Raw genomic sequence first — 25,669 nt, 5'->3', positions numbered from 1 at the left:
CGGGCCGCGCCGGTCCGCTCTACTATCGGGCTACGCCGTAGGACCTGTGTGCCGGTGGCGCGTGTGCTGCTCGGCGCACCGGATAGTTTGGCGCGCAGCACGATTCGAAGGGGGCCGATCCATGGCGTCGCTGCCTGCCCGCAACTATCACGACCAGGACCGGTACCCGCTCGACTACAGCACCCCCGATCCCTATCACCGCTGCGGTGGCGCGTGTGGCAGGCCGGGGTGCCGGGATGTGCCGCAGGGCTATTCGCACCACACCGTCCCCATCCGGGACGAGGGCTACGGCCAGCCGGTCGAGCACTACGAACCGGTCCCCGAACCGACGCGCGGCTTGTCCCTGCCCATGCCGCGGGTGCCGCGGTCGCGCTCGCTCATCGCCGTGGTCGCGATTCTGCTCGCCACCGGTCTGGCGGGTCTGCTCGGCGCCAAGTTCGGTTCCGACATCGACCTGTTCGGCGCCGCGGAAACGGCTGTGGTGCAGTCGTTCTGATCAGAACTGGCCGGCGACGAAGCCGCTGAACAGCACCAGGAACCCGCCGATCTCCCCGGCGATCAGCCCGTACATCGACAGCCGCAGCCCGGCGGGAATCGCGCCGGCGAACTGGTTGGTGGTGTCGCGCTTGGCGCCGTGCATCGCGTAACTGGCGATCGCGCCCGCGAAGAACCCGAGGATCACCAGGTCGGCGCTCAGGTTGACAGCCGTCGGCCACGCGCTGAGCTCGGTGAACACCGCGAGCAGGATCCCGGCGAAGGAATACATCAGCGCCGCGCGATGCGCGATGTCGACGTAGACGTGCGCCGCGCCCTCGACGGAGGTCCGGATGCCGTGGTACTTCCATGCCCCGAGCAGCAGCGCGCTCAGGAAGATCAGGCCGGTGGCGAGCAGCGTGATACGGGTGTCGATGCCGAGGTCCATGCCGGGTCCTATTTCTCGATGAGCGTGCCGTCGGCCATGTGCCAACGTCGGGTCGCCCGGACAGAATCCAGCATCCGGCGATCGTGTGTCACCAGAATCAAAGTGCCGGTGAAGGATTCGACAGCCTGTTCGAGCTGTTCGATGGCGGGCAGGTCGAGGTGGTTGGTCGGTTCGTCCAGGACGAGCAGGTTCACTCCGCGCGCCTGTAGCAGGGCCAGCGCGGCGCGGGTGCGTTCGCCGGGGGAGAGCGTGTCGCAGGCGCGGGTGACGTGCGGGCCGCGCAGCCCGAACTTGGCCAGCAGCGTGCGGACCTCGGCGTCGGGCCAGTCCGGCATGGCCGCGCCGAAGGTGTGCGAGAGGCTGTCGGCGCCACGGAAGAGGCCACGCGCCTGGTCGACCTCGCCGATCGCGACGCCGGAACCCAGGGTGGCGGAACCGGAATCGGGGCTGATCTTGCCGAGCAGCAGCCCGAGCAGGGTGGATTTGCCCGAGCCGTTGGCGCCGGTGAGGACGATGCGATCGGCCCAGTCGATCTGGGTCGTGATCGGGCCGAGCGTGAACGCGCCGCGGTGCGCGACGGCCTGCACGGCGGTGGCCACCACCGCGCCGCTGCGTGGGGCGGCCGCGATCTCCATCCGCAGCTCCCACTCCTTGCGCGGTTCCTCGACCACGTCGAGCCGTTCGATCCGCCGCTGCGTCTGCCTGGCCTTGGCGGCCTGCTTCTCGGTGGACTCGGCGCGGGTCTTGCGGCCCATCTTGTCCGCGTCGTTCTTGCCCTTGCGCCGCGCGTTGCGCACGCCGTGCTCGAGCCAGTTGCGCTGCATCTGCGCGCGCGCCTCCAAACCGGCCTTGGTGTCGGCGAATTCGTCGTAGGCCTCGCGCGCGTGCCTGCGGGCGATCTCCCGCTCGGCCAGATACGCCTCGTATCCGCCGTCGTAGAGGCCGACCTGCTGCTGCGCCAGATCCAGTTCGAGCACCCGATTCACCGTGCGCGCCAAAAACTCTCGATCATGGCTGATCACCATCAGCGGCACGCGCACTCCGGTGACGAAGCGTTCCAGCCGGTCGAGGCCGTCGAGGTCGAGGTCGTTGGTCGGCTCGTCGAGCAGCAGGATGTCGAAGCGCGACAACAACACCGAGGCCAGGCCGGCTCGCGCCGCCTGCCCGCCGGAGAGTCCCGTCATCGGCGTGGCCAGTCCGCCGGCGAGACCGTCGGTGAGCCCGAGATCGGCGGCGACCTCCTCGGTCCGCTGATCCAGATCGGCGCCGCCGAGGGCGAGCCAGTGTTCGAGGGCAGGGGAGTAGTCGTCGTCACCGCCCTCGCCGAGCCGTTCCGCCGCGTCGTCCATCACCCGCTGCGCGTGCGCGACACCGGTTCGGCGAGCCAGGAATTCGAGCACCGTCTCGCCCTCGATCCGTTCCGGCTCCTGCGCCAGATAGCCGACCGTCGCGTCCGGTGGGCTCACCGTGATGCTGCCCGCGCCCGGCGCCCGCTCGGCGAGCATCCGCAGCAGCGTCGACTTGCCCGCCCCGTTCACCCCGACCAACCCGATCACATCGCCGGGCGCGAGGGTGAAATCGAGGTCGGCGAACAGGGTCCGCTCGGCGTGGCCGGCGGAGAGACCGGTGGCTTGCAATGTCGTGCTCACCTCCTAGAGTCTGCCCGCCTCGGGGTAGGACCCTGAGATCGGGCCCGGCGGAAATCAGGGTGCGAATGGGTCTGCCGACCGATGCGACCGGGGGCTCCCGCTCGGCACAGTGGAGTCATCACTTGCACGACAGGAAGGCAACACACAATGACTGCCCCCGCCCGCCGCTTCACCCGTTCGACCAGCGACAAATGGATCGCCGGTGTCTGCGGGGGGATCGCGGAGTACTTCGGCTGGAACGCCAACATCGTCCGCCTGGTCTTCGTCGTCTCCTGCCTCCTGCCCGGCCCGCAGTTCCTGCTGTACCTGGTCCTGTGGCTGATGATGCCCAAGAAGTAAGGCCCGACCCCTCCCGTCCCGGCTCGCGGATGACAAGATGGTGGCACCCCCGCCGCGCCGTCATCCGCGAGTTTCCCGTTTGAGGAGGAGTCCCATGGTCACCTCGGGCGACATCCCCGGCCTCGGCCTACCCGACATCGACGCCCACACCCCCCTGGGCAACCTGGGCCCCGTCGAACTCCACCAGCCGTCCCAGGACCTCGACGGCGACGGCGTCGTCGACTCCATCACCAACGCCACCCCCCACGACACCAGCATCTGGTCCGACTACGACCACGACGGCATCGCCGACCACGTGACGGTGGTCGAATCCGACGGTGACTACGCGGCCTGGGAGTACCACCGGAACCCGGACGGTACCTCGGAGTGGAGGCGGACGGACCAGGGAAACCTGGGGGAGTGATTTTTCGGTCGGCGGAGGTGGGAACCGTCGGGCGCCGCGCCGCGTCGAAGTAGGTAGCGCGCTGCTGCGGCGTGCCCGGAAACGTGGAGGTGGGGGATGAGCACAACCGTCTCGAACGGTGTCGTGGTGAACGAGGCCGCGATCACCCAATCGGTCAACGATCTGCGGGGCACGGTCGGCGAGCTGCGCAAGGCGGCGGTGAACGTGAACGCGTGGGGCGCGGGCAGCGAAGCAGGGCGGGCCTACGCCGATCGTGGCCAGCGGATCGCCACCGGGTTCGATCGGATCAGCGGCTGGCTGAACCGGTGGACCACAGCCACCGATGTGACGGCGAACGCGATCGGCAAGACGACCATCGAACTGGTCGGCGTCGACAACGCCGGCGCGCAGGACCAGAAGAAGCTCGCCGCCCAGGTGAACGCCAATGGCTGAGACGGTGGACGGCGTACTCGACGACGGCGCCGCGCGCGGTCTGGGCTTCTTCACCGACCTGACGCCACGATATCTGCGAGCGTTTCCCACTGCCCAGACGCTGTCGTTGCAGGCGATCTACACCACCTACGACGCGGAACGTCAACTGAACCTGCAGACCTTGTCCGCCGCGGCAGCCGGCCTGCAACTCGCGCTGACCACCGCGAATACTCAGAAGGACAAGCAGAAGCAGATCAGCCAGGTCCTCCCTGTCGCGTGGCAGGGCGAGGCGGCGACCAGCGGTATTCGCATCGTGGCGAACCTCGCCACCCACGCCGAAACCGATGCCACGGCGGTGCAGAAGGTTCTCGACGCGCTGAATGCCGCGAGCACGGCGATCCTGCAGACGGTCAAGGACAAGGTGCAGGCCATCGACGGGGCTCTGGTCGACGGCAAGGTCGAGGTCGCCACCCTCACGCCGGCGGACATCGACCAGGTGATCGACGCCAAGGCCTCCGGTGAGATCGACAAGGACGTCTGGCAGAAATTGATGCCGGGGGCCATCTTCCCCAAGAAGCAGCCAGAACTGATCAAGACCGAGTGCGAGCGCTGGCTGAAGGACGTCTTCGCGTTTCGATACGACAAGACGCTGACGGCCTTCACCACGGCCTGCTCGATCGCGCGGACCGCCATCGAGGGCAAGTACGACGCCATCATCACCGCACTCGACGCCGTCGATGAGAAGTCCTACGACGGGGCGAAAGACGTTTCCGGGACGCCGGGCGAGCAGAAGCAGCCGCAGGGTGATCCGCAGCAGCAACAAGCCCAGGGCGGCGACAACCAGTCGCAGGGCGATCAGACCGGTGGGAGCACTCAACAGTCCGCCGGAAATCCGACGACTACCGCCGGAACACAGACCGGCGACACCTCGGGAACGAAAACTGTCACGCAGAACACCGACGATGCGAGCACCGACGATTCGACTTCGACCGACGACTCCGACACCACCGAGGCCCTGGACACGCTCACCTCGACGATCAGCGAGCTCGGCACCACCCTGTCGAGCGCGTTGACCGGTGATCTCGGGGATTCGATCACCTCGGCGATCGAATCGGTGGGCACCTCCGTCAGCGACGGCATCGAGCAGTTGAGCGAGCAGGCGAGCAGTCTCCTCTCGGGCGAGCACGAGGCGTCGTTCCAGCTCGGCGATACGAAGGTCAGCATCACGGCGGGGGAGAACGGGCTGTCGTTGACCACGACGGCCGCCGACGGCACGACGACCGAATACTCGTTGACGTTGGACGAGAACGGGAACCCTGTACTCACACAGGATTCCGGCACTGCCGATAGCGAGGGCGCATCGACCGATCAGGGAGACGGCCAGTCAGCGGGTGAACCGGCCTCGGGCACACCACAATCCGAACCCGGCGCTGAGGAGACCGGCCAGCCGGACCCGGCGGGGCAAGACGCGGCCGACCAGCCGGACAGCGCAGTCCCGGATGCTCCGGAGCCCACCGATGACGGTGCGGGGGGCCAGCCTTCGGGCCCGGTGCCGGGCGGCATCCCCGCTGTGCCACGTTCGACGAACCAGGAGTCCGACGGCGAACACACTCCCAGTGTCGAGAACCACCCCGTGGGCGATTCCGGTGGCAGCGGCGCGGTTCTCGCCGAAGCGGGCCCGCTGTGACGCCGCCGTGCCTTCGCGGATCACACGTGACGCCGGGAGGGTGACCGATCATGGACTATGCGGCAGAGATCGAACAGATCGCGGCGGAGGCCCGTCGACGTTCGGCCATGCTGATGGACGACATCGAGGAGATCAACCGGCAGACCGCACTGCGCGCGGAGCGGTTCGCGATCGATGCGGCCGAGCGACTGCGCGAGGCGACCGAACCGGAATCGGAGCCTGACGCGAGTGAAACCGTTGAGCCGCAATCGATTCACTCTGGATCTGATCAGGAGATCGTCCGTACCGCGGTCCGGATTCCTGCTCCGTTCGTTCCCGACCCGACCATGTCACCGGACGAGCAGCGGCAAGCGGAGATCCGCGCGGCAGTCGCCCGAGCCAGGGCGGCACGCGAGGCGAGATCGACGGTGACACCGTCGGACGGCGACTTCGATTCCGAGTCCGAGTACTACCGGCGGTCGACTTGGTTGGACTGAGGCGATCCGATCGTGCACTCTGAGCACGTCTGGTGGGCACCGAAGAACCGGTGAATGCAGTGGGGGACAACAGAGTGTCTGACAACGGGTACATCGCCGGGTACGAGATCGAGCGGACGCTCGGGCGCGGCGGTATGGGCACCGTCTATCTGGCTCGGCATCCCAGGCTGCCACGGTCGGTGGCGCTGAAACTTCTGGACGAGCAGATGTTCGGTGACGAGGAGGCCAGAGCGAGGTTCGCCAGAGAGGCGGACCTCGCGGCACGGCTCGACCATCCGAACATCGTCGGGGTATTCGACCGCGGCATAGAAGGTAAGCGCCCGTGGATCGCGATGCAGTATGTGCGAGGCACCGATGCCGCGGAGGTCGGTGTCTTCGATCCTGCCCGAGCGGTCCACGTCCTCTGCGAGGTCGCGGACGCACTCGACTTCGCGCACAACCACGGGGTATTGCACCGGGACATCAAACCGGCGAACATCCTGCTCGGTGCCGCGGAGCCGGGGCGGCCCGAGCGCGTCGTGCTCGCCGACTTCGGCATCGCGCGGCTCCACGTCGACCACAATCCCCTGACCCAGACCGGCTCGTTCACGGCCACGCTGGCCTTCGCGTCCCCGGAACAACTCGCCGCACTGCCCCTTGATCCGCGATGCGACCAATACTCGTTGGCGTGCACGTTCTTCGCGCTGATGACAGGCTCGTACCCCGTAGCCGCGCCCAACCCCCTGGCCGTGATACACGCCCCCCAAGACCCCCCCCCCCCCGCCACCCCAAAATCTGGCGGGCGGGCTCCGTCTGCGCGCCTTTCCCCCCCTAGCCCAAAAACCGGGGGGCGGGCGCCGGTTCTGCCCCCTTCCCCCCGGCGCGCCGCCGCGCGGGGCCCCCAACCCGGTGGCGGTGATCCAGGCACACATGTCCGCACCGACGCCGTCGATCGTGCGAGCGAGGCCCGATCTGCCGGTGGCGCTGGATGCAATTCTCGCCCGGGCGACGGCCAAAAGCCCGGTGGACAGATTCGACTCGTGTGGCGAATTCGCAGCGGCCGTCCGGCAGGTCTTCGACGCCGCTCCGCTGCGACCGGTGGCCACCCGTCAGGACCTCCCCACCCGGACGGCGACGGCAGTGGCCGACGCGGCCCCGCCTCGGAGGCGTCTGGTCGACGCGGGCCCGGTGCGGCCACCGGTCGTCAAGGGCAAGCCCGGGTGGGTGGCTATGACGGAGCGGCGGCCAGTCGACGAACCGCAGCTGCGGGTTCCGCTCCCGATGCCACGCGCGCGACGATTGCAGCCGCGCCAGCTGTTGATCCTGTTCTACGTGTCGCTGTTGGTGATCCTGTGCATTCTGGTGTTCACCGACATCACCAACTGGTAGGAATGTCGACGATCACAGCGGGCCGGCCTCCGCAAGCTGCGCGCCGGAGTTGCCGGGCTGCTGCTCGGGCGGGGTCGCCAACTGCTGGGTGTCGGGCGTTTCTTCGGGTGTCCACGCCGGTCCTCCGGTGTATGTGCCCGGATTGTGTTCGTTTTCCTGGCCTTTGGCGTTGAGTGCGCCGGTGGGGTTCGGTGTCGCGTTCGCCGGATTGCCACCGTCGCCAGAAGCCGCAGGCCCTTGGTCAGCAGGAGCAGCGGGCGCGCCGCCGTCGGCTGAATCTGTCGAGGTGTTGTCGGTGACCACCGGGATTCCCTGCTCGTTGAGAGTGAGGCCGTATTGGTGGGTCGTGCCGGTGGAGTCCGTGGTGGTCAGCGCGAGTTGGCCGTTCTCGCCGGTCCCCACACTCAGTGTGGTTCCCGCGATGGTGAATTCGGTGGTTCCTCCGCTGTTGAACATGGTGCTCAGCTGCTCGATGCCACTGGTGATCGATGTCCCGAGCGAGCTGAGACCGGTGCCGATTGATTCGGCGATCGACTCGGCCGAGGTCGAGGAGCCCGAGGTCAGACTCGACAGCTCGCTGACCACCGAACTCAGCGTCGACAGCCCGCTCGAGACCGTGGACAACAGGCTGCTCAGGTCGGTGGACGAGTTGTTGTCGTCGTCGGTGTCATCGTCTGTGTCGGTGTCGTCCGTGGTGGTCGGGTTCACCGTTGCGGCCGCGGCAGTCTTGCCGTCGTCGGTCGTGTCACCGGTTGAGAGACTGCCGCCGCCGTTCGAGGTGTCGGTGGTGGTGCCCGCGGGGTTGGTTTTCGGGGTGCCGGTGTCCGGTTGATCGGCGGGCTGTGATTCGGGGGCTGGGGGAGTGGACAGATGCTCGACGTTGTTCAGGGCATCTGTGATGACTTTCAAGTATCCCTTGACTGCAGCGTCCGTCTCGGTACATAGGTTGGTATAAGCCCGGAAGAAGCCTTCGGCACTCTCGTGAAAATGGGTACGCCACTGGATGCAAAGCTGTACCGCCTGATCATCGAAGTATGCAGACCCAAGCTCGCTTCGGTCTTCGTTCTGCCATTTCGGCCCCTGATCCCAGGCGTTGGCATATCTGGCCAACCCGCCGCGGTTCGGGCCGAACACCCCTTGGTCTGCGAGTACCTGGATTCGAGCACGCACATTGTCGCCGATTCCGCTCCGGTCTGCGTATCTGAGAATCAGTGAGACATCGTCGTTTCCGGCCGCATCGTCATCCCCACCGTTGAGATTGATCCCTCGACCACCACTGTCCCCGTTCGCCATCTCGACACCGTTGATCTTGGTGATGTTGAACAGTTCGCCGAATGCATTGGCCTTCCGCTGCAGGCAGCTCTTGATCCCGTCGACGGCGGCGTTCAGAATGCCGGGCAGTTGGCCGATTTCGGTGGAGGCCTCGTCCGACCAGGTATTGAGGTTGCTCAGCTTGGTCTTCGCCGCCGTGCCACTCGCACCCTGCCAGGCGCCGTCGAGAACACGGACCACCTGCTCCTGATCGTTCTGGGCGGTCTCGATCTTCGGCATGGCGGCGGAAATGCGCTGAGCCGCACCGACGAGGTTGTTCAGCTTCATGTTGCTCTGTTTGAAGTACGCCTTGCTGATCGCGTCCTTCGATTCGAGCGAAATTCCGGTTGCTTTGCCGCCGGAGAACGCATAGCGCGCCTGCACGAGGTGGAACCAGAACAGAATGTCGTAGTTGCTCTGGGTGGAATAAACCTGGTTGGGGCTCAGGCCGTTTCCGCCGCACATGAGAATTGTGGCGGCATCGTATCCCGGGTTGTAGGCACCGGTATCGGCGGCCAGCGCCTCGTTGACCTTGACGTCATCGGCGGCATGATCGCCGTACCCCGCCCACACGGCGGACCCGTCGCGGCCGGTGCCGTTGATGGTTACCCACGATCCGGCATTTCCCTCGCCGAGTCCGAGCTTGGAGTCGTCTGCCATGCCCTACTTCCCCCCTACTGTCAGATCACCATTGCCGTCGACCGATACTTTGCCGATGGCGCTGGAGAACTGATCATCGGTGTACTGCACGCTGTTGGCGCTGTTGGTCAGGGCATCGCCGAACGCGGTGCACGCGCCCGACCAGTTCTTCACCGCGGTTGCCGTGTGTTCGAACCCGGTGACGATCGCCGCCGCCTCGGCCGCGTACTCCGTGCCCAGGTCGTTCTTGTCGAACATGTTCACCCAGGAGTTCGCGACCGCGGTCAGTTCTTGCGCGGTGCTCTGCAGCTTCGCGCCCTGTGCGCGAACGGTATTCGTGTCTATGTTCAGCATGTCACTCATCAGCGGCCCCTTCGAACGTGCTTACACCAGCCATGAATCGCGACCGAACCCTTCGGCTCGCGCCTCGTCGACGTCGGTCCAGTCCGAGGGCTGCACATAGACCTCGCGGTGGCGGCCCGGCGCCTCCGCTTGCTGCGCCCGCATGCGGTACTCGTACATCAAGCGGTCCCGCTCTTCCCGTGCCTCGCGAGCAGCGCGTTCTTCCGGTGTCTCCTGCCCGAATCCCATTGCCGCCACCCGCTCACCGATCCGCTGTGTCGCCTCTTCGGCTTCCCGCTGGACCTGTTGCACGCGCTCCTCGACCTGCCGCGTGGCGTCGATGTGTTCGTTGGTGATGCTGTCGATTCTGGCGAGCCAGTTCATCGCGCACTTCCTCCCCACGGGGTCGGCACAGCTTGCTCCTCTTGTTCGCGTAGCCGAGTGAGGGCTCGATCGATCCAGTTGGTGAACAGCTTGGTCAGATCCTCGGAACCGGCCGGGGTCATCCGCACGTGTTCACGGTTGCGTTGCATGAGGTAGCGACCGTCATCGCGGAAGTCGAACCAGCGTGCGCTGGACCATGGTTGAGGACGGTCGGTGATCTGGCCTGTCCGCAACTGCGCCCAGGCAGTACCTTCACGGGGCCGGTGGACGAACTTGTCGAAGCGTTGCCGCGGAGTGACCGACCAGCTGTCCGACTCGCGACCTTTCGATTCCAGCTCATCGAGATGGAACGTCTCGGTGGCGCCACGTCCGGCGGCGTATTCGGGAACAATCCACGACAGCCGACCGGGCAACTGTTCAGGCCGTAGCAGCCGGCAGCGAATCCGTTCCTCGACGCCCTCGAGCGTCGCTGTCTGGGTGAGCATCACCGCATGATGTGGCGTTCGAGCGCCGATGACGCGGTATTCCTTCGTCCCGCTCTTGCCGATGGCATTCGATTCGCCGAGGATTTCGATCCGCAGTTGAGAGGCCGTGAGGGTGTGGAAGGCGAGCTCGATCAGCTCGCGTTCGTCGGTGTCGTACCGGCTCTGGATCATCGAACGGTGCCGATCGACCTCGGCCACCGAAACCAGTCGACTGGTGTAGCCGAGCGGAAAGGGAAAGCGGTCTCGGCCGAGGCTGTACCAGAGCGCGGCGAAATCGTCCGGCTCCCAGGTCCATTCCGTCACAGGTCCAGGCCGATCACGCCGCCGGGCAACGTCTTGGGGGTTTCGCCCAGGAGTTCCTCGGTGTTCTCCATGTTTCTCAACCACTCGGGAATCTCGTGGGTCGATTCGTCGTCCTTGCCGCCACCGCGCCCGCCAGGCGCGCCCATGCCGCCCATCCCCGCCATGCCGCGGCCACCATTCGCGGCGGCGGTACCGAGACCGGCGGCAGTGCCGCCCGCCGCGAGGGGCGTGCCCGGCATCCCTTTGCCCGGTGCGGGCGCGGAAGGCGTTCCGGCGCCCGGGGATCCCGCGCCGCCTCCACCTGTCCCGCCGCCGGGCGAGCCCGATCCGGGAGCGCCGGCCGCCGCCGGGTTGGTTGCGGCCGGATTTGTCGCGGGCGATTCGGGATCCGTCGAACTCGGTTCTGTCGAATCGCCGGTATCCGGATCTGCACTGCTCGAGTCGTCGGTCGAATCGTCCTCGGAGTCGCCCTCGGTGGCGGTCGGATCTTCGGTCGTCGCGGGTTGATCAGTGGTCGGAGAGGTGGCCGACGGGTTCGTCGCCGTTGGTGTGGTCGGATTCCCGCCGCCGTCGGACGGAGTCCCGCCCGGGTCGCTGCTCGGATCGAAGGAGTAGAGGGGATCGACAGGGCTCACCGCCGTCGGGAACACCGGGATCTTGCCGTCGGTCACCTTGAACTTGTCGATGTAGTGGGTTTGCATCGCCTCGCGGGCTTCCGTCTTCGCCCGGTCGATTTCGTCTCGCGAGCGCGGTCCGTCGGTGACCCAGTCCGCGATCTTTCCCGTCAGATCCCATGTGCCGCGGCCATTTTGGGGTTCGTCCACCGACTGTTTGGTGGTGACGATCGAATTTGCCGCGACAGTCACCTCGGAGGCCAACGCGGACAACGCGGGTGAGAGCTCCAGTGCGCGCGCTGCGTAGTTCGTGATCGCTGTCCGGGAGGCTTCGGCGGCGGTTCCTTCCCAGGCCGCGGTGCTCGAATGCTTGATCCGTGCGGCGAAGTACTCGACGGCGTTGTTCCAGCCGTTCGCCAACGCCCAGTACTCCTGGGCGGCCGATTGCGCGGCATTGGGGTCGAGCGGGTTGAACGACCGGTAGATGTCCCAGTGCTCGAACTGGTCGGCGTGCTCGCGAATATCGTCGGTGATCTTCGGCTTCTCGGTCGAGTGCGTCATGACTGCCCCACCGCGATGGAAGTCGTGCCGGGCTCGATCTTGCCGGGCGGGTTCGTGGTGATCGGGCTGGCGGGCAGGTTCGCCGTCATCCGGTCGTACTCCGCGGCGAAGGCGGCGTCGGTTTCGCGATACTTCTGCGCGATCGTGCGATGCAGGATCTGGATGTCGTCGACGATCTTGTAGTGCTGCTCGAGGACGTCGTAGACGTTGTTGTCGGAATCTCTTGCGGGGTCGACGATCTTGGCCTTCCCGCGGAATCGGCCGACCAGGGTTTGGGCGGAGGCCAGGCGGTCCTTGTCTTCGCCGAGTCCCCAATTCTCGCGCTTCGAAATGCCTTCGGCGGTGCGTTGCAGGACTCGGATCTTGTCTTTGAAAGCCTCGCAGTCCCGTTCGATGTAGACGAACTCATCGGCATTGACTGCGATGTTGTCACTGAATCCGACGTTCAGGTTGCCGTTCCTGGCTTGCTCGATCAAACTCGCCAATGGCGTATCGTCAGCCACAACCCCCTCCTTATTTCTTGTTGAGTTGACTATCCGTGCCGGCTCGCCGTCAGCTTCCAGCCGGGATCGTCGGCGCCAACTGTGTTGCCAATGACTTCGCGATGTCGCAGGCGTGACGGCCCTTCGACTTTCTGGCGGACGGCTGGTTGAGCAACGTGATCTCCATGCTTCCCCCGCTCATCTCGACGTTGAGCATGCATTTTTCCGCAGGGTCGTCTACCGGTTGGCTGTAGGTGACCACAGCCCGATCTCCGATAGCGAACCGATCGCCGATCGTCCACGTGCTGCTTGGGCTGTCGAGAATGTTCTGGAGAGTGATTGTGGTTACCGTGACCCCTGCTGTGAAGCCATCACTCTGAACCCACGTGCAGCCCGACCATTTGCGCGAGCTCCCCGGGGAGTTCCAGTTCTTGTCCTCGCCCATGTTCTTCAACTGCTCCGCGGCGATCAACGACTGCGGCAGGTTGCATCCATCGAACCCGGTGGGCAGCGGCACGTCGCTCGACGTCGGCGCCGGCGTCGCCTCGTCGCTTGGCTTCTCCTGCCCGCATCCCCCCACCAGCAGCATCCCCGCCAGCGCCAGCCCAGCGACCGCCTGCGATCCCCGACTCATCTGCACAGGTTCCTCCCACCGACACCGGTATCCCGCGGGACTCCCCGCCCATTGCGGGTTGACATTACCGGACCGTGGTAGTGGGAACGAGGCTGCTCGTTCACGGTCGATGCACGGCGCGGTCGATCGGCGTAGGGATGCGCAGCGGAGGGGTCTCCGCTGTTGCCGGGGCCATCGTCACCCGCGCATGCAGACGTCTCGACATCATCGTCCACAGGGAATTTCGGGTGACCACACGATGATTGGACGCACCGACTCCACTGTTGGTTCCGCGTCAGTGACGTGGAACGACCAAATGTGTCGTAGCGCACAGGCTTGGGATGGCTCCATGGGCTGTCTGAGCCCTGTCGGTCACCTCGGCGAGTTCTCCGAAGTGGTCGCCCATCGAACCGTGTCGCAGCGGCGGACCTGTACAACCCGCGGGGTGGCCGAGTCGCCTCGACTCGGCTTGGGGTTCCAGATGTTGCGCGCGAGATCGCTGACCGAAGGCCGGCCTCCGTCGCCGGGGCGGATCTTGACCAGCCCGAAAATGAGGTCGCCGATGCTCGCATGCACCCAGCGCGGCAGGAGTATCGAGTTGACGGTGATGACGGTCGCGACGGGTAGGACCAGAACCGCTGCCACGATGCTTCCAGGCCCTTCGAGGAGCGCGATCAGCGATAGGACAGAGCCGAAGAATGTGGCCCACCACAGGAGGCCGTCTACCAAGCCGGCCATCGAAGCGCGCATTGCACGAGGTGAGGGGTACCTCGGATCCCCCGGTGCGCCATGATATTTCGCGGCTCGGCCGCGGGTGGTGACGGCACCTCCGCGCTCGACCTCGCTCTCGCCCACGTTCATCGCGCCATTCTGGCATAGGCACGTCACTGCCAGTCCTCGTTGACCGGGCGCAACGCCACCGTGGCTCTGAAGCTCGTCTGATTCGGCGGATGTCGCGAACGCCGGCCGCGGCTCACCACTCGGGTATCTGCTAACTTGACTTCGCTGTCATGGGTGTCGAGATTCGGGGTATGGGGAGGAATATTCTGGTGGAGAACAGGCTTGATCAGTCGATCGATCATGCTCGTCGATTCGCGGAGCAGCTCGAAGACGCGGCAAAGAAATATGACCATCTGCAGCGTTCGATGACCGAATTGTCTGTAACGGCAAAATCCGACGACGGCAGCGTCCAAATCACTGTCGACAGCAATGGGGTTCCCGTTGCCATTGAACTGGCCGAATCCACTCGGGGCAAGGATCCCGCGATGACATCTGCCGCCATCATGGAGTGCATGCGGATCGCTCAGGCGAAACTTCGCCAGCGGGTCACGAACCTTGTCAGCGATCTGGTGGGGGACGATTCGCCCGCGGTGGACATGGTCAGTCGATACGAGCAGCGGTTCCCGGATACAGATCCGGTCGACACCGCGGTGACACAGGATGTCGCCGCATCGAACAATTTCGTATCGAATTATGCTTCGCGGCCACCGGTTGCGGAACCCTTCGACGTGCCGCCGGTTCCGTCGAGCTCCGCGCAGCCATGGAGTCGCAAGCCCAATCGTGATCAGGTTGTGGCACCAGACGAGCCCGACGAGGACGAGCAGTACTACAACAGGAAGTCGTGGCTGGTCTGAAATGGGAAGTCCTGCTGATTTTTCGATCGATCCCGATGAAGTTCGCGCTCATGCCACCAAGATGACGAATCTGATGTCCAAGATGACGGCGGCCCTGCAAGCGGCCACCTATCTCGGCTCGGCCGACGACGGGTTCGGTGAGATACCCCGACCTTTTGTCGAATGGATATATGACGACGATCACGAGACTGCGATCGCGGCAATTCGAAAATTGGCTGAGTCGGTTTCGGTTCTGCCGGGCAAACTCGAGACTGTGGCATCGACTGTCGAAGACGTCGACGGTAAAATCGGTTCGAGCTTGGCCGGACTCAAAGCCGAGATCGGTAACTCGAACGGGGGTAAATAGCAGTGGTTGGTTTCGACGACCCGACCGCGCCCACAAACGGAATGCTTGCCAGTGGCGTGGACTCGAACGGCGCATACTATCAAGAGGGATTTCCGCTGCTCTCGAATGTGGGGCTCAACGGCGATCAGAAAACCGGTACGCCCGGAGTTCTGAAGGGCACGGTCGCGGGCGATGCATGGGACGTCTACGGAAACTTCGCATCGGGTCAAGTCGATGCGGCGATGCTCGGCATGCTCGGACTGGCTGGAACCGTCATGGAAGTCGCCTACAAGGTGTTGGATCCGTTCGCCTTCATCGGCAGTCAGGTCGCGAAATGGATCCTCGACCACGTCGAGTTCATGCGGAAAGGCCTGGACGAGCTGGCCGGTAACCCGGATATCGTCGAGGCGTATGCGAAGTCGTGGACGAAAATATCGACGGAATTGTCGGCTGTCGCCGTTGATTGGAAGGCCAGCGTAGAGCAGGATATCGAAGATTGGCAGGGTGCCTCCGGCCAGCAGTACCGTGTGAGTGCTTCGAGTCTTATCGATCAAATCGATGCCGCCAGCGGCATAGCTGCGTCCATGGGCAAGTCGATGGAATCGGTGTCCAAGGCTGTCGATGCGGTACGCACCTTGGTTCGCGACCTGCTCGCCAACCTTGTCGGCGCAGCGATCGGTTGGACGATCGAGCTGATCGCGACGAGCGGTGCCGCCGCCGCGCACGTAATCCCTGCTGCCCTGCGGCGTATCGCACGGGACAGTCTTTCGTACGCGGACATGCTGAGCGATCTGAAGAAGATCTTCACCGACATCAAGACGCTCATGGAGCCGATCGGCAAGGTCGGTGCGATTCTCACCGGTGGCTCTGGTCTGAACCAGGATCAACCGCAGCCTGCGTGATGCCCGCTGAGGTGTGGCCCTTCCACACTAGGCCTACTCGCGCATGACCGCGGTGAAATGCCCAGCTATCCCCGGATGAGCTTGGCGACCGTGCCGAGGGAGAGCTTCGGGGCCGCTTCTTCCACCGGGGCCGTCGGGTCGACCAGGGTGGTGTGGGGGATGACCGCTTCGGGGTCGGTGAAGGGGGCGTAGGTCTTGTCGGCGGCGAGGGTGTGCAGGAGGTAGCCGGTGAGGAGGGCCCGGGTGGTCTTTTCCGTCTTGTGTTCGTAGCGGCCCGCGCCGAGGGCGGCGAAGAGGCGGCGGCCCTCGATGATGCCGGTGTGGGTGGCGCCGTCGACGGTGCGCAGGAGCGAGGGGCCGGACCAGGCGGTGGCGAGGGCGCGGGCGTTGGAGTTGGAAGAGTCGAGGTCGAGCTCGCCCGCCAGGATCAGGCCGGGCGTGTCGAGGTCGGCGGCGATGTTCTCCGCGGCGGGGGAGGTGGGGGCGGGGAACAGCGCGGTGACCGCGGCGACGCGGCGTTGAGCGGCCGCGATGACGGCGGCGCCGGCGCCCATGCCGTGCCCGGCGAGGGCGAGGCGGTCGGGGTGCACGCTGATGGTGCCGTCGCCGAGGCGCACCTTGCTGACGATGTCGAGCGTGGTGAGCAGATCACTGGCGAGGTCGAGGTGCGACGGGATCGGGCCGCGTTCGGTGTCGGGCGCGGCGACGACGAAACCCCAGGACGCGACGTGTTCGAGCAGGCTCTTGTAGTTCTCGGAGCTGGTCAGCCAGCCGTGCGCGAACGCGACGGCGGGCAGATTCGACCCGGATTCGGGCGTGTACACCACGCCCGGCTGGCCAGCGATCCCCAGATTTCCGCGCAGCACCCGGTGGGGACCGCGCACGGACAGGGTGCTGAGGAGCGACTTCACCGACACCGACACGGAGAGAAGGGTATCGGATCGGTTCGTCGCGGACACCTACACCGCCCCGGCGAGATCCAGCCCATATCGCTAGGCTGGACCACCATGTGCGGAATCGTGGGCTACGTCGGGTACCGGGACGCGCTCGGCGTTGTCGTCGACGCGTTGCGACGCATGGAATATCGCGGATACGACTCGGCGGGGGTCGCGATCCTCGACGGGAACGGGTCGATCGCGATCGAGCGCAAGGCGGGCAAGCTCGCCAATCTGGAAGCGGAGCTGGACGCGGCGGGCACCGACCGGTTCGCGGGCACCAGCGGCATGGGCCACACCAGGTGGGCCACGCACGGCGCGCCGACCGACCGCAACGCGCACCCGCACCGGGACGCGAGCGGCAAGCTGGCCGTCGTCCACAACGGCATCATCGAGAACTTCGCGCCGCTGCGCCGCGAGCTCGAGGACGCCGGGGTCGAGCTGCTCAGCGACACCGACACCGAGGTCGCGGTGCATCTGGTCGCGCGCGCCTACGCGGAAGGGCCCACCGCGGGCGACTTCACGGCGAGCGCGCTGGCCGTGCTGCAGCGGCTGGAGGGCGCGTTCACGCTGGTCTTCACCCACGCCGATCATCCGGGCACGATCGTCGCGGCGCGGCAGTCTACGCCGCTGGTCGTCGGGGTCGGGCAGGGCGAGATGTTCATCGCCTCCGATGTCACCGCGTTCATCGAGCACACCCGTGAGGCGGTCGAGCTCGGGCAGAACCAGGCCGTGGTGATCACCGCCGACGGGTACACCGTCACCGATTTCGCCGGGAACACCGAGGGCGTGGTCACCCGGCCGTTCACCATCGACTGGGACCTCGCCGCCGCCGAGAAGGGCGGCCACGACTACTTCATGCTCAAGGAGATCGAGGAGCAGCCGTCCGCGGTCGCCGACACGCTGATCGGGCATTTCGTCGTCGACGAGAACGGCGGCCGGATCGTGCTCGACGAGCAGCGCCTCGCCGATCAGGAACTGCGCGAGTTCGACAAGGTCTTCGTGGTGGCCTGCGGCAGTTCCTACCACGCGGGCCTGCTCGCGAAGTACGCGATCGAGCACTGGACCAGAGTGCCGGTGGAGGTCGAGCTCGCCAGCGAGTTCCGCTACCGCGACCCGGTGCTGGACCGCTCGACGCTGGTCGTGGCCATCTCACAGTCCGGCGAGACCGCCGACACGCTCGAAGCAGTGCGCCACGCCAAGGAGCAGAAGGCGCGCGTGCTCGCGATCTGCAACACCAACGGGGCGCAGATCCCGCGCGAGTCCGACGCGGTGATCTACACCAGGACCGGCCCGGAGATCGGTGTCGCCTCGACCAAGGCCTTCCTCGCGCAGGTGGCGGCGAACTTCCTGGTGGGCTTGGCGTTGGCGCAGGCGCGCGGCGTGAAGTACCCGGACGAGGTCGCCCGCGAGTTCGCCGAGCTCGAGGCCATGCCGAAGCTGATCGGGCGGGTGCTCGAGACCGGGTCGCAGGTGCGGGCCATCGCGCGCGAGCTGGCTCACGTGCCGACCGTGCTGTTCCTCGGCCGCCACGTCGGCTATCCGGTGGCGCTCGAGGGCGCGCTCAAGCTCAAGGAACTGGCCTACATGCACGCCGAGGGCTTCGCCGCCGGTGAACTCAAGCACGGCCCGATCGCGCTGATCGAAGAGGGCCTGCCGGTGATCGTGGTGATGCCGTCGCCGAAGGGCAGGCCGGTGCTGCACTCGAAGCTGCTCAGCAATATCCGCGAGATCCAGGCGCGCGGGGCACGGACCATCGTGATCGCCGAGGAGGGCGACGAGACGGTGCGCCCGTTCGCCGACGACCTCATCGAGATCCCCGCGGCGCCGACCCTCTACCAGCCGCTGCTGTCGACGGTGCCGCTGCAGATCTTCGCCGCCGAGGTGGCGCAGGCCCGCGGCTACGACGTCGACAAGCCGCGCAACCTGGCCAAGTCGGTCACCGTCGAGTAGCTCACTCGACGGTGACGGTGCCGCGCATGTCGGGGTGCAGGCTGCACAGGTAGCGGTAGGTGCCGGGCTGGGTGAAGGTGTAGGACCATTCGCCCTTGTCGATGATGGGGCTGTTGATGCCCATCGCCTTGTCGCCGATGCCCTGCACGTTGTGCGGGGCCTTGTCGGAGAACTTCCAGGTGACCGTCTGGCCGACCTTGATGGTGGCGTCGGCGGGGGAGTACTTCATCCCCGACACCTCGACCGTGAGGTTGGTCGGTTTCTGCTCGGTCTGCGTGGTCGTGGTGCTGACCGGGCGCGGCTTGCGGGTGGTGGTGGACGCGGCGTCGTCCGCGTCGCCGGAGCAACCGGCGGCGAACAGGGTGGCGGCCACGACGAATCCGGTGAGAACCCGGGCGGATGCGGCGCGGTGACGAACCATCGACATGGTTGTGGAGCGTAGTCTGCCAACGATCGCGGGCCGGTCGTGGCCCGCGCCGGTGACCCGGGAGGCGACGATGGCGGATCGGCGCGGCTACTACACCGCCGACGAGGTACGGGCGGCCGAGGCGGAACTGTTCACCCGCGTGCCCGCGGGACTGCCCATGCGGCGGGCCGCGTACGGGCTGGCCACGGTGGTCGCCGACGAATTGCGTTCCGCCACCGGTGGTGTGGTCGGCCGAGCGGTGGGCCTGCTGGTCGGCTCCGGCGACAACGGCGGCGACGCGCTGTGGGCGGGGTCGATGCTGGCGCGGCGCGGGGTGGCGGTGACGGCGGTGCTGCTGAATCCCGAACGCGCGCACCGGGAAGGGCTGGCGGCGCTGCGCAAGTGCGGTGGCCGGGTTGTCGAGCGGCTGGGCGCGGTGGATCTGGTGATCGACGGGATCGTGGGGATCTCCGGTCGCGGCCCGCTTCGGCCCGACGCCGCGGAGCATGTTGCGGCACTGGATGTTCCGATCATCGCGGCCGATCTGCCCAGCGGCGTCGATCCGGATACCGGTGCGGTGGACGGGCCGGCGGTGTGTGCCGAGGTGACGGTGGCGTTCGGTGCCTACAAGCCGGTACACGCGCTGGCGACGCCGCAGTGTGGGCGAATCGTGTTGGTGCCGATCGGTTTACAGCTGCCGGAACCGGAGCTGGCCCAGCTCGAGCCCGCGGCGATCGGCGCGGAGTGGCCGGTTCCGCGCGCCTCGGACGACAAGTACTCCCAGGGCGTGGTCGGACTGTGCGCGGGCAGCGCGAAGTATCCCGGAGCGGGCGTGCTGAGCACCGGCGCGGCGGTGGCCGCGACTTCGGGCCTGGTGCGGTACGTCGGGGATGACGCCGAGGTGCTCGCGAAGCTGCCCGAAGTGATTGCCAGCCAGACCTTTTCGGACGCCGGGCGGGTGCAGGCGTGGGTGTTCGGGCCGGGCGCGGGGACCGACTCGGCGGCCCGCGACCGGCTCGCTGAGGTACTCGGCACCGAGCTGCCGGTGGTGGTCGACGCGGACGGGCTCACGCTGCTCGCGGCCGAACCGGCGCTGGTCCGTGGCCGCACGGCCCCGACGGTGCTGACCCCGCACGCCGGGGAGTTCGCGCGGCTCACCGGCGCCGACCCGGGACCGGATCGGGTGGCGGCCGTCCGCGCGCTCGCCGCCGAGTGGCAGGTGGCTGTGCTGCTCAAGGGGCGCGCGACGATCGTCGCCGGGCCGGGCGAACCGACACTGGTCAACGACGCGCGCGGATCATGGGCCGCCACCGCCGGCTCGGGGGACGTGCTGTCCGGGATCCTGGGCGCCCTGCTGGCGGCGGGGCACCCACCGGTCTGGTCGGCAGCGGCGGCCGCCCGGGTGCACGCCCTCGCCGCGAACCTCGCCGCCTACGACGGTGAACCCGCCGCCGCCCCGATCTCGGCGTCGCCTTTGCTGGACCACATCAGGCCCGCCATCCGCGTACTGCGCGAACTCGCCGAGGCGTGACCGGCCGCACTGTGGGCGGGCGAGGATCGCGCGGCAGCGGTCGGGCCGTGGCGACCCAGCTGCCACGAAGGGCGCGGGTCCTGGCAGGATCTATGCCGTGAACGCGCAAGTGGAAACCGTCATCGACCTGGATGCCATTGCCCACAACGTGCGCGTGCTGCGGGAGTTCGCGCAGGGCGCCGGGGTGATGGCGGTGGTCAAGGCGGACGGCTACAACCACGGTGCGGTCGAGGTGGCCCGGGCAGCGCTGGGGGCGGGGGCCGCCGAGCTCGGGGTGACCACCGTCGCCGAGGCGCTGGCCCTGCGCGCCGCCGGAATCACCGCGCCGATCCTGTGCTGGCTCAACACCGTCGACGCCGACTACGCCGCCGCGATCGCCGCCGACATCGAGATCGGGGTGTCCTCGCTCACACAGCTGCGCGCGGTCGAGCGGGGCGCCCGGCTGAGCGGCCGCACCGCGACCGTCTCGCTCAAGGTCGACACCGGCCTGAACCGCAACGGGGTCGCGGTCGAGGAGTATCCGCAGGTCCTGCGGGCCCTGCGCGCGCTGGTCGACGAGCAGGCCGTGCGCTTCCGGGCGATCTTCTCCCATCTCGCGCACGCCGACGAGCCGGAACACCCCATGCTCGACCGGCAACGGGAGCGCTTCGTGGAGACGATCGCGCAGGCCAAGGAGTACGGCCTGGAGCCCGAGCAGGTCCACCTGGCCAACTCCGCCGCCACGCTGACCCGGCCCGATCTGCACTTCGACCTGGTGCGGCCCGGCATCGCCGTCTACGGACTGTCCCCGATCCCCGAGCTCGGCGAGTTCGGGCTGCGGCCCGCGATGACGCTGCAGGCCGAGGTCACCCTGGTGAAGTCGGTGGCCGCCGGGCAGGGCGTGTCGTACGGGCACCGCTGGATCGCGCCGCGCGACACCACCGTGGCGCTGGTCCCCGCCGGATATGCCGACGGCGTCTTCCGTTCGCTCAGTGGACGTTTCGAGGTGTGGCTGGGCGGCACCAGGCACCGTAACGTCGGTCGGGTGTGTATGGACCAGTTCATGGTCGACCTCGGCGACAACGTCGGCGGCGTGCGCCCGGGCGACAAGGCGGTGCTGTTCGGCGGCGGCGCCGGGCACCCGCGCGCGCTCGACTGGGCCCGGCTGCTCGACACCATCGACTACGAGATCGTGTGCTCGCCCCGGGGCCGCGCGGTCCGCCGCTATGTGGGGACCGGCCGATGAGGCGCGCGAAGGTGCTCCGGCGCGGCGGCCTGGCCACCGCGGGCGTGCTCGGCGCGCTGGCCGTCACCCACACGCTGCGCCGGATCGGCGCGCGCGTGCTGTGGCCCGCCGAACGTGACGAGTACCGCGACGAGAACTTCGCGCTGATCGACGACGACCAGCCGGGTGTGGTGTTCGCCGACGACGGTGTGTCGCTGGCCACCCGCACGTACGGCACCGACGCGGCCGAGCTGACGATCGTGTTCGTGCACGGTTTCTGCAACAGCATGGAGTCGTTCCACTTCCAGCGCCGCGACCTCGCCGCACGGTACGGCGACCGCCTCCGGATGGTCTGCTTCGACCAGCGTGGGCACGGCCGCTCCGGTGCCCCGACCACCGACAGCTGCACGGTGCAGCAGCTCGGCCACGACGTCGCCGCCGTGCTGCGCGAATGCGCGCCGAGCGGGCCGGTGGTGCTGATCGGGCACTCGCTCGGCGGGATGGCCGTGCTGGCCGCCGCCGCGCAGTTCCCGGAACTGTTCGCCGCCCGCGTGGTCGGCGTCGGGCTGTTCTGCACGGCGGCGGCCGAGGTGACCTCGGCCGGGCTCCCGCAGCTGCTGCGCAACCCCGCGATCGACGGCTTCCGGCTGGCCGTGCGCACCGCGCCCGCCGTCGTCCAGGTGAGCCGCAGCGCGGGCAAGCAGGTCGTGGCGCCGTTCCTGCACGTCAGCTCGTTCCACGGTCCGGTGAGCCCGACGCTGTCGCGGTTCACCACCATGATGATCGACCGCACCCCCGTCGCGACCATCGAGAAGTTCCTGAAAGCGATTGAGCTGCACGACGAGTCGGCCGCGCTCGCGGTGCTCGCCGAACTGCCGGTGCTGATCCTCGGCGGCACCCACGACATGGTGATCCCGTTCCGGAACTCGCGTGCGCTGGCCGCCGCGCTGCCCGGCAGCGAACTGGTGCGGATGTCGGAGGCCGCGCACATGCCGCACCTGCAGTACCCGGAACGCACCGTCGACGCGGTCGACCGGTTGCTCGCCCGCGCCGGTTTCGGTGACCCGCGCGCCACGGAGGAGGTCGTCGGTGGCTGAGCCGCAGCAACGCGTCCTGACCACGGTCGAGGACACCGAGGCCTTCGGCCGCGAACTGGCCCGGAACCTGCGCGCGGGCGACCTGGTGGTGCTCGACGGCCCGCTGGGCGCCGGGAAGACCGCGCTGACCAGGGGGATCGCCGCCGGTCTCGGCGTCGAGGGGCGGGTCAGCTCGCCGACGTTCATCATCGCCAGGGCGCATAAGGCCGGGCAGCGGCCCGACGGCTCGCCCGGCGTGCCGCTGGTGCACGTCGACGCCTACCGGCTCGCCGGCGACCTCGACGAACTCGACGCCCTCGACCTCGACACCGACCTGCATCACGCGGTCGTCGTCGTGGAATGGGGCAAGGGTGTCGTGGAGCACCTCGCGGAGCGGCACCTGCGGGTGCGACTCGCCCGGGAGCCGGAATCCGATGTGCGCACGGCCATCTGGGAGTGGATCGGATAACCCGCCGTGCCCGTGGCACAGTGGCGCGCCGGGCGCGGATACCACCCGGTATTGTTGAGACAATCATGCTCGTACTAGCAGTCGACACCGCGACGCCCGCCGTTACAGCGGGATTGGTGCACCTGTCACCTGCCGCCGATGCGGACACCCGGCCCGCCGTGGCGACGCTCGCTGCCCGCGTGAAGGTCGACGCCCGCGCCCACGCCGAAGTGCTCACCCCGCAGATCCTGGAATGCCTCGCCGAAGCCGGGGTGCGCCGCGACGAACTCGACGCGCTGGTCGTCGGGATCGGGCCGGGCCCGTTCACCGGGCTCCGGGTGGGCATGGCCACCGCCGCCGCCTTCGGTGACGCGCTCGGCCTGCCCGTCCACGGCGTCTGCAGTCTCGACGCCATCGCCGCGGCGGCCGCCGGGGAACAGCGTGACGCGGGCGAACTGCTCGTGGTCACCGACGCGCGCCGACGCGAGGTCTACTGGGCCCGCTACCTGCACGGGGCCAGGGTCGCGGGCCCGGAGGTGTGCAAGCCCGCCGAGGTGCCGCTCGGGGACGCCGTGGCGATCGCCGGTTCGGCTGCGCACGTGGACTACTTCGACCTGCCGGTCGTGCCCGCCGAAACGCCGTCGCCGGCCGGTCTGGTGACCGTCGCGGCGACCGCGCTGCTCGCCGGTACCGCGCCCGAGCCGCTGGTCCCGCTGTATCTGCGCAGGCCGGACGCCGTGGAGAACAGCTTCCGCACCCTCGACCGGACCGGAGCGTGAGCGCCGTGTCCGGATACCGGATCGCCCCGATGACGGTGCTCGACATCGACCGCTGCGTCGAACTCGAACACCTGCTGTTCCCCGAGGACGACCCGTGGCAGGCGGTGTCGTTCCGGTCCGAGCTGGCCGGCGCGCACAACCGCTACATCACCGCCCGCGACACCGACGGCCGGATGGTCGGCTACGCGGGTATCGCGCTGCTCGGTGACGCCGCCCACCCCGAGGCCGAGGTGCACACCATCGGGGTCGACCCGCGGTGCCATCGCGGCGGTGTCGGCACGCTGCTGCTGGAGGCGCTGCTCGCCACGGCGGCCGAACGCGGCGGACCGGTCTTCCTGGAGGTGCGCACCGACAACGCGCCCGCCATCGCGCTCTACGCCAAGCACGGCTTCCACATCATCGGGCTGCGCAAGAACTACTACCACCCCAGCGGCGCCGACGCGTACACCATGCGGCGCCCGGAACTCACCGCCGCGGCCGACGAATGGGCCGCGCGCGACAGGCAGGACGAGGTGCTGTCGTGATCGTCATGGGCATCGAAAGCTCGTGCGACGAAACCGGAGTCGGCATCGTTCGGCGGCACGAGGACGGCACGCTCGAACTCCTCGCCGACGAGGTGGCCTCCAGCGTCGACCAGCACGCCCGCTTCGGTGGCGTGGTCCCCGAGATCGCCTCGCGCGCGCATCTCGAGGCGATCGTGCCCGCCATGCGCCGGGCGCTGGCGGCGGCCGGGATCAGCAAGCCGGACGCGCTCGCCGTCACCATCGGACCCGGCCTCGCCGGTGCGTTGCTGGTCGGCGTCGCCGCGGCCAAGGCGTACGCGGCGGCTTGGGATGTGCCGTTCTACGCGCTCAACCACCTCGGCGGACACGTCGCGGTGGACACGCTCGAACACGGACCGCTGCCGCCCGCGGTGGCGCTGCTGGTCTCCGGCGGGCACACCCACCTGCTGCGGGTCACCGACCTCGGGCAGCCGATCGCCGAGCTCGGCAGCACCGTCGACGACGCCGCGGGCGAGGCGTTCGACAAGGTCGCCCGGCTGCTCGGCCTCGGCTATCCCGGTGGCCCGTTCCTGGACGCGGCCGCCGCCGACGGCGACCCGAACGCGATCGCGTTCCCCCGCGGCATGACCGGCCCGCGCGACGCCCGCTACGACTTCTCCTTCTCCGGCCTCAAGACCGCGGTCGCCCGCTACGTGGAGGCCGCGCAGCGGCAGGGCATCGGCCCCGACCAGCTGCCCATTCCGGATATCGCCGCGTCCTTCCAGGAGGCGGTCGCCGACGTGCTCACCATGAAGGCCGTGCGCGCGGCGACCGACGAGGGCGTCGACACGATCGTCCTCGGCGGTGGCGCCACCCCCAACACGCCCCTCCCGTACCACCCCCAGGAGCGGGGTGGCGCGGCGGGGTTTTACCACCCCCGGGCCACACCCCCCGTGTGGACCGGCAACCGCGGGGTTATAGCGGCCCACGGCGCGCCAGTGATAG

At 67.8% G+C, this 25,669-nt stretch carries 30 protein-coding genes and 1 pseudogene; 19 read left to right on the top strand and 12 right to left on the bottom strand.

Annotated features, from left to right (window positions below):
- The first annotated feature begins 121 nt into the window (after nucleotides 1–121).
- Nucleotides 122–496 carry a hypothetical protein gene (locus QH270_RS04920; protein WP_280339129.1) on the top strand — a complete coding sequence of 125 codons (375 nt, stop codon included), beginning with the start codon at nucleotides 122–124 and terminating at the stop codon, nucleotides 494–496.
- Here the strand turns inward: QH270_RS04920 and QH270_RS04915 are convergent, their stop codons facing one another.
- On the bottom strand, nucleotides 497–922 hold the full coding sequence (locus tag QH270_RS04915; RefSeq protein ID WP_280339128.1) for a hypothetical protein: 426 nt from the start codon (nucleotides 920–922) through the stop codon (nucleotides 497–499).
- A gap of 8 nt (nucleotides 923–930) precedes the next feature.
- Entirely contained in the window at nucleotides 931–2,571 is a 1,641-nt protein-coding gene (locus QH270_RS04910) for an ABC-F family ATP-binding cassette domain-containing protein (protein WP_280339127.1), read from the bottom strand.
- A 147-nt stretch (nucleotides 2,572–2,718) separates the two neighbouring features.
- Between QH270_RS04910 and QH270_RS04905 the strand changes: the two genes are divergently transcribed.
- From QH270_RS04905 to QH270_RS34605, 7 genes and pseudogenes are all read left to right on the top strand, one after another.
- A complete protein-coding gene (locus tag QH270_RS04905; RefSeq protein WP_280339126.1) occupies nucleotides 2,719–2,910 on the top strand; it encodes a PspC domain-containing protein in 192 nt (63 codons plus the stop codon).
- Between the two features lie 94 nt (nucleotides 2,911–3,004).
- The gene (locus tag QH270_RS04900; RefSeq protein WP_280339125.1) at nucleotides 3,005–3,313 is read left to right on the top strand and encodes a DUF6802 family protein; all 309 of its coding nucleotides are present in this window, start codon (nucleotides 3,005–3,007) and stop codon (nucleotides 3,311–3,313) included.
- Between the two features lie 96 nt (nucleotides 3,314–3,409).
- Nucleotides 3,410–3,745 carry a hypothetical protein gene (locus QH270_RS04895; protein WP_280339124.1) on the top strand — a complete coding sequence of 112 codons (336 nt, stop codon included), beginning with the start codon at nucleotides 3,410–3,412 and terminating at the stop codon, nucleotides 3,743–3,745.
- Complete coding sequence (locus QH270_RS04890; RefSeq protein ID WP_280339123.1) at nucleotides 3,738–5,411, top strand: hypothetical protein; 1,674 nt, start codon at nucleotides 3,738–3,740, stop codon at nucleotides 5,409–5,411. The genes QH270_RS04895 and QH270_RS04890 overlap by 8 nt, the downstream gene beginning before the upstream one ends.
- Nucleotides 5,412–5,518: 107 nt before the next feature.
- On the top strand, nucleotides 5,519–5,887 hold the full coding sequence (locus QH270_RS04885) for a hypothetical protein (protein ID WP_280339122.1): 369 nt from the start codon (nucleotides 5,519–5,521) through the stop codon (nucleotides 5,885–5,887).
- 134 nt (nucleotides 5,888–6,021) lie between these two features.
- A pseudogene (locus QH270_RS34610) lies at nucleotides 6,022–6,561 on the top strand (serine/threonine-protein kinase); the annotation flags it as partial.
- A gap of 235 nt (nucleotides 6,562–6,796) precedes the next feature.
- Entirely contained in the window at nucleotides 6,797–7,255 is a 459-nt protein-coding gene (locus QH270_RS34605) for a hypothetical protein (protein WP_280339167.1), read from the top strand.
- 12 nt (nucleotides 7,256–7,267) lie between these two features.
- Here the strand turns inward: QH270_RS34605 and QH270_RS04870 are convergent, their stop codons facing one another.
- The 8 genes from QH270_RS04870 to QH270_RS04835 all read right to left on the bottom strand — a co-directional run bounded on the left by QH270_RS04870 (nucleotide 7,268) and on the right by QH270_RS04835 (nucleotide 13,739).
- Complete coding sequence (locus QH270_RS04870; protein WP_280339121.1) at nucleotides 7,268–9,226, bottom strand: hypothetical protein; 1,959 nt, start codon at nucleotides 9,224–9,226, stop codon at nucleotides 7,268–7,270.
- A 3-nt stretch (nucleotides 9,227–9,229) separates the two neighbouring features.
- Complete coding sequence (locus tag QH270_RS04865) at nucleotides 9,230–9,568, bottom strand: type VII secretion target (protein ID WP_280339120.1); 339 nt, start codon at nucleotides 9,566–9,568, stop codon at nucleotides 9,230–9,232.
- A gap of 21 nt (nucleotides 9,569–9,589) precedes the next feature.
- Nucleotides 9,590–9,931 (bottom strand): hypothetical protein, encoded by a 342-nt coding sequence (locus QH270_RS04860; protein ID WP_280339119.1) that lies wholly within the window; start codon nucleotides 9,929–9,931, stop codon nucleotides 9,590–9,592.
- Complete coding sequence (locus QH270_RS04855) at nucleotides 9,928–10,614, bottom strand: ESX secretion-associated protein EspG (protein ID WP_280339118.1); 687 nt, start codon at nucleotides 10,612–10,614, stop codon at nucleotides 9,928–9,930. The genes QH270_RS04860 and QH270_RS04855 overlap by 4 nt, the downstream gene beginning before the upstream one ends.
- Nucleotides 10,615–10,715: 101 nt before the next feature.
- The gene (locus QH270_RS04850; RefSeq protein ID WP_280339117.1) at nucleotides 10,716–11,894 is read right to left on the bottom strand and encodes a hypothetical protein; all 1,179 of its coding nucleotides are present in this window, start codon (nucleotides 11,892–11,894) and stop codon (nucleotides 10,716–10,718) included.
- On the bottom strand, nucleotides 11,891–12,397 hold the full coding sequence (locus QH270_RS04845; protein ID WP_280339116.1) for a hypothetical protein: 507 nt from the start codon (nucleotides 12,395–12,397) through the stop codon (nucleotides 11,891–11,893). The genes QH270_RS04850 and QH270_RS04845 overlap by 4 nt, the downstream gene beginning before the upstream one ends.
- 49 nt (nucleotides 12,398–12,446) lie before the next feature.
- Nucleotides 12,447–13,010, bottom strand: a complete 564-nt coding sequence (locus QH270_RS04840) for a DUF3558 domain-containing protein (RefSeq protein ID WP_280339115.1) — start codon at nucleotides 13,008–13,010, stop codon at nucleotides 12,447–12,449.
- Nucleotides 13,011–13,361: 351 nt separating this feature from the next.
- Complete coding sequence (locus QH270_RS04835) at nucleotides 13,362–13,739, bottom strand: hypothetical protein (RefSeq protein WP_280339114.1); 378 nt, start codon at nucleotides 13,737–13,739, stop codon at nucleotides 13,362–13,364.
- A gap of 260 nt (nucleotides 13,740–13,999) precedes the next feature.
- Between QH270_RS04835 and QH270_RS04830 the strand changes: the two genes are divergently transcribed.
- The 3 genes from QH270_RS04830 to QH270_RS04820 are packed head-to-tail and all read left to right on the top strand — an operon-like array spanning nucleotide 14,000 to nucleotide 15,850.
- Entirely contained in the window at nucleotides 14,000–14,623 is a 624-nt protein-coding gene (locus tag QH270_RS04830) for a YbaB/EbfC family nucleoid-associated protein (protein ID WP_280339112.1), read from the top strand.
- 1 nt (nucleotide 14,624) lies between these two features.
- Nucleotides 14,625–14,969 carry a hypothetical protein gene (locus tag QH270_RS04825; RefSeq protein WP_280339110.1) on the top strand — a complete coding sequence of 115 codons (345 nt, stop codon included), beginning with the start codon at nucleotides 14,625–14,627 and terminating at the stop codon, nucleotides 14,967–14,969.
- A gap of 2 nt (nucleotides 14,970–14,971) precedes the next feature.
- Nucleotides 14,972–15,850: a hypothetical protein gene (locus tag QH270_RS04820; RefSeq protein WP_280339109.1), complete on the top strand. Its 879-nt coding sequence runs from the start codon at nucleotides 14,972–14,974 to the stop codon at nucleotides 15,848–15,850.
- A gap of 65 nt (nucleotides 15,851–15,915) precedes the next feature.
- Here QH270_RS04820 and QH270_RS04815 read toward each other — a convergent pair whose 3' ends face one another.
- A complete protein-coding gene (locus QH270_RS04815) occupies nucleotides 15,916–16,773 on the bottom strand; it encodes a chlorophyllase/cutinase-like alpha/beta fold protein (protein WP_280339107.1) in 858 nt (285 codons plus the stop codon).
- Nucleotides 16,774–16,857: 84 nt separating this feature from the next.
- Here QH270_RS04815 and glmS point away from each other — a divergent pair, with 84 nt between their 5' ends.
- Nucleotides 16,858–18,738, top strand: coding sequence for a glutamine--fructose-6-phosphate transaminase (isomerizing) (gene glmS / locus QH270_RS04810; protein ID WP_280339106.1), 1,881 nt, complete (start codon nucleotides 16,858–16,860; stop codon nucleotides 18,736–18,738).
- A gap of 1 nt (nucleotide 18,739) precedes the next feature.
- Here glmS and QH270_RS04805 read toward each other — a convergent pair whose 3' ends face one another.
- Nucleotides 18,740–19,165, bottom strand: coding sequence for a cupredoxin domain-containing protein (locus tag QH270_RS04805; RefSeq protein WP_280339105.1), 426 nt, complete (start codon nucleotides 19,163–19,165; stop codon nucleotides 18,740–18,742).
- Between the two features lie 70 nt (nucleotides 19,166–19,235).
- On the opposite strand from QH270_RS04805, the gene QH270_RS04800 reads away from it, so the two are divergent.
- The 7 genes from QH270_RS04800 to tsaD form a co-directional block, all read left to right on the top strand.
- Nucleotides 19,236–20,675 (top strand): NAD(P)H-hydrate dehydratase, encoded by a 1,440-nt coding sequence (locus QH270_RS04800; RefSeq protein WP_280339104.1) that lies wholly within the window; start codon nucleotides 19,236–19,238, stop codon nucleotides 20,673–20,675.
- Between the two features lie 97 nt (nucleotides 20,676–20,772).
- Nucleotides 20,773–21,900, top strand: a complete 1,128-nt coding sequence (gene alr, locus QH270_RS04795; protein ID WP_432420294.1) for an alanine racemase — start codon at nucleotides 20,773–20,775, stop codon at nucleotides 21,898–21,900.
- Nucleotides 21,897–22,976: an alpha/beta fold hydrolase gene (locus QH270_RS04790; protein ID WP_280339102.1), complete on the top strand. Its 1,080-nt coding sequence runs from the start codon at nucleotides 21,897–21,899 to the stop codon at nucleotides 22,974–22,976. The genes alr and QH270_RS04790 overlap by 4 nt, the downstream gene beginning before the upstream one ends.
- Nucleotides 22,969–23,424, top strand: a complete 456-nt coding sequence (gene tsaE, locus QH270_RS04785) for a tRNA (adenosine(37)-N6)-threonylcarbamoyltransferase complex ATPase subunit type 1 TsaE (protein ID WP_280339100.1) — start codon at nucleotides 22,969–22,971, stop codon at nucleotides 23,422–23,424. The genes QH270_RS04790 and tsaE overlap by 8 nt, the downstream gene beginning before the upstream one ends.
- Before the next feature lie 65 nt (nucleotides 23,425–23,489).
- Nucleotides 23,490–24,182 carry a tRNA (adenosine(37)-N6)-threonylcarbamoyltransferase complex dimerization subunit type 1 TsaB gene (gene tsaB, locus QH270_RS04780; protein WP_280339099.1) on the top strand — a complete coding sequence of 231 codons (693 nt, stop codon included), beginning with the start codon at nucleotides 23,490–23,492 and terminating at the stop codon, nucleotides 24,180–24,182.
- Between the two features lie 29 nt (nucleotides 24,183–24,211).
- Nucleotides 24,212–24,706 carry a ribosomal protein S18-alanine N-acetyltransferase gene (gene rimI, locus QH270_RS04775; protein ID WP_280339163.1) on the top strand — a complete coding sequence of 165 codons (495 nt, stop codon included), beginning with the start codon at nucleotides 24,212–24,214 and terminating at the stop codon, nucleotides 24,704–24,706.
- Nucleotides 24,703–25,669: tRNA (adenosine(37)-N6)-threonylcarbamoyltransferase complex transferase subunit TsaD (tsaD, locus tag QH270_RS04770; RefSeq protein ID WP_280339098.1), on the top strand; the 967-nt coding region annotated here is incomplete at its 3' end. The genes rimI and tsaD, both read left to right, overlap by 4 nt.

Source organism: Nocardia neocaledoniensis (assembly GCF_029868625.1).
In the GTDB taxonomy this organism is placed as follows: domain Bacteria; phylum Actinomycetota; class Actinomycetes; order Mycobacteriales; family Mycobacteriaceae; genus Nocardia; species Nocardia neocaledoniensis_A.
Note: the sequence above shows the minus strand (reverse complement) of the source record. Positions and strands in the feature narration are given on the sequence as shown.

Coding starts and splice junctions, on each gene's coding strand:
- QH270_RS04830 (WP_280339112.1), top strand. CDS start 14,000: ATGGGTGTCGAGATTCGGGGTATGGGGAGGAATATTCTGGTGGAGAAC.
- QH270_RS04805 (WP_280339105.1), bottom strand. CDS start 19,165: ATGTCGATGGTTCGTCACCGCGCCGCATCCGCCCGGGTTCTCACCGGA.
- QH270_RS04850 (WP_280339117.1), bottom strand. CDS start 11,894: ATGACGCACTCGACCGAGAAGCCGAAGATCACCGACGATATTCGCGAG.
- QH270_RS04885 (WP_280339122.1), top strand. CDS start 5,519: ATGCTGATGGACGACATCGAGGAGATCAACCGGCAGACCGCACTGCGC.
- QH270_RS04790 (WP_280339102.1), top strand. CDS start 21,897: ATGAGGCGCGCGAAGGTGCTCCGGCGCGGCGGCCTGGCCACCGCGGGC.
- QH270_RS04835 (WP_280339114.1), bottom strand. CDS start 13,739: ATGCGCGCTTCGATGGCCGGCTTGGTAGACGGCCTCCTGTGGTGGGCC.
- QH270_RS04895 (WP_280339124.1), top strand. CDS start 3,410: ATGAGCACAACCGTCTCGAACGGTGTCGTGGTGAACGAGGCCGCGATC.
- QH270_RS04905 (WP_280339126.1), top strand. CDS start 2,719: ATGACTGCCCCCGCCCGCCGCTTCACCCGTTCGACCAGCGACAAATGG.
- glmS (WP_280339106.1), top strand. CDS start 16,858: ATGTGCGGAATCGTGGGCTACGTCGGGTACCGGGACGCGCTCGGCGTT.
- QH270_RS04920 (WP_280339129.1), top strand. CDS start 122: ATGGCGTCGCTGCCTGCCCGCAACTATCACGACCAGGACCGGTACCCG.
- QH270_RS04890 (WP_280339123.1), top strand. CDS start 3,738: ATGGCTGAGACGGTGGACGGCGTACTCGACGACGGCGCCGCGCGCGGT.
- QH270_RS04900 (WP_280339125.1), top strand. CDS start 3,005: ATGGTCACCTCGGGCGACATCCCCGGCCTCGGCCTACCCGACATCGAC.
- QH270_RS04840 (WP_280339115.1), bottom strand. CDS start 13,010: ATGAGTCGGGGATCGCAGGCGGTCGCTGGGCTGGCGCTGGCGGGGATG.
- QH270_RS04825 (WP_280339110.1), top strand. CDS start 14,625: ATGGGAAGTCCTGCTGATTTTTCGATCGATCCCGATGAAGTTCGCGCT.
- QH270_RS04915 (WP_280339128.1), bottom strand. CDS start 922: ATGGACCTCGGCATCGACACCCGTATCACGCTGCTCGCCACCGGCCTG.
- tsaB (WP_280339099.1), top strand. CDS start 23,490: ATGCTCGTACTAGCAGTCGACACCGCGACGCCCGCCGTTACAGCGGGA.
- rimI (WP_280339163.1), top strand. CDS start 24,212: ATGACGGTGCTCGACATCGACCGCTGCGTCGAACTCGAACACCTGCTG.
- QH270_RS04865 (WP_280339120.1), bottom strand. CDS start 9,568: ATGAGTGACATGCTGAACATAGACACGAATACCGTTCGCGCACAGGGC.
- QH270_RS34605 (WP_280339167.1), top strand. CDS start 6,797: ATGTCCGCACCGACGCCGTCGATCGTGCGAGCGAGGCCCGATCTGCCG.
- QH270_RS04800 (WP_280339104.1), top strand. CDS start 19,236: ATGGCGGATCGGCGCGGCTACTACACCGCCGACGAGGTACGGGCGGCC.
- QH270_RS04870 (WP_280339121.1), bottom strand. CDS start 9,226: ATGGCAGACGACTCCAAGCTCGGACTCGGCGAGGGAAATGCCGGATCG.
- QH270_RS04860 (WP_280339119.1), bottom strand. CDS start 9,931: ATGAACTGGCTCGCCAGAATCGACAGCATCACCAACGAACACATCGAC.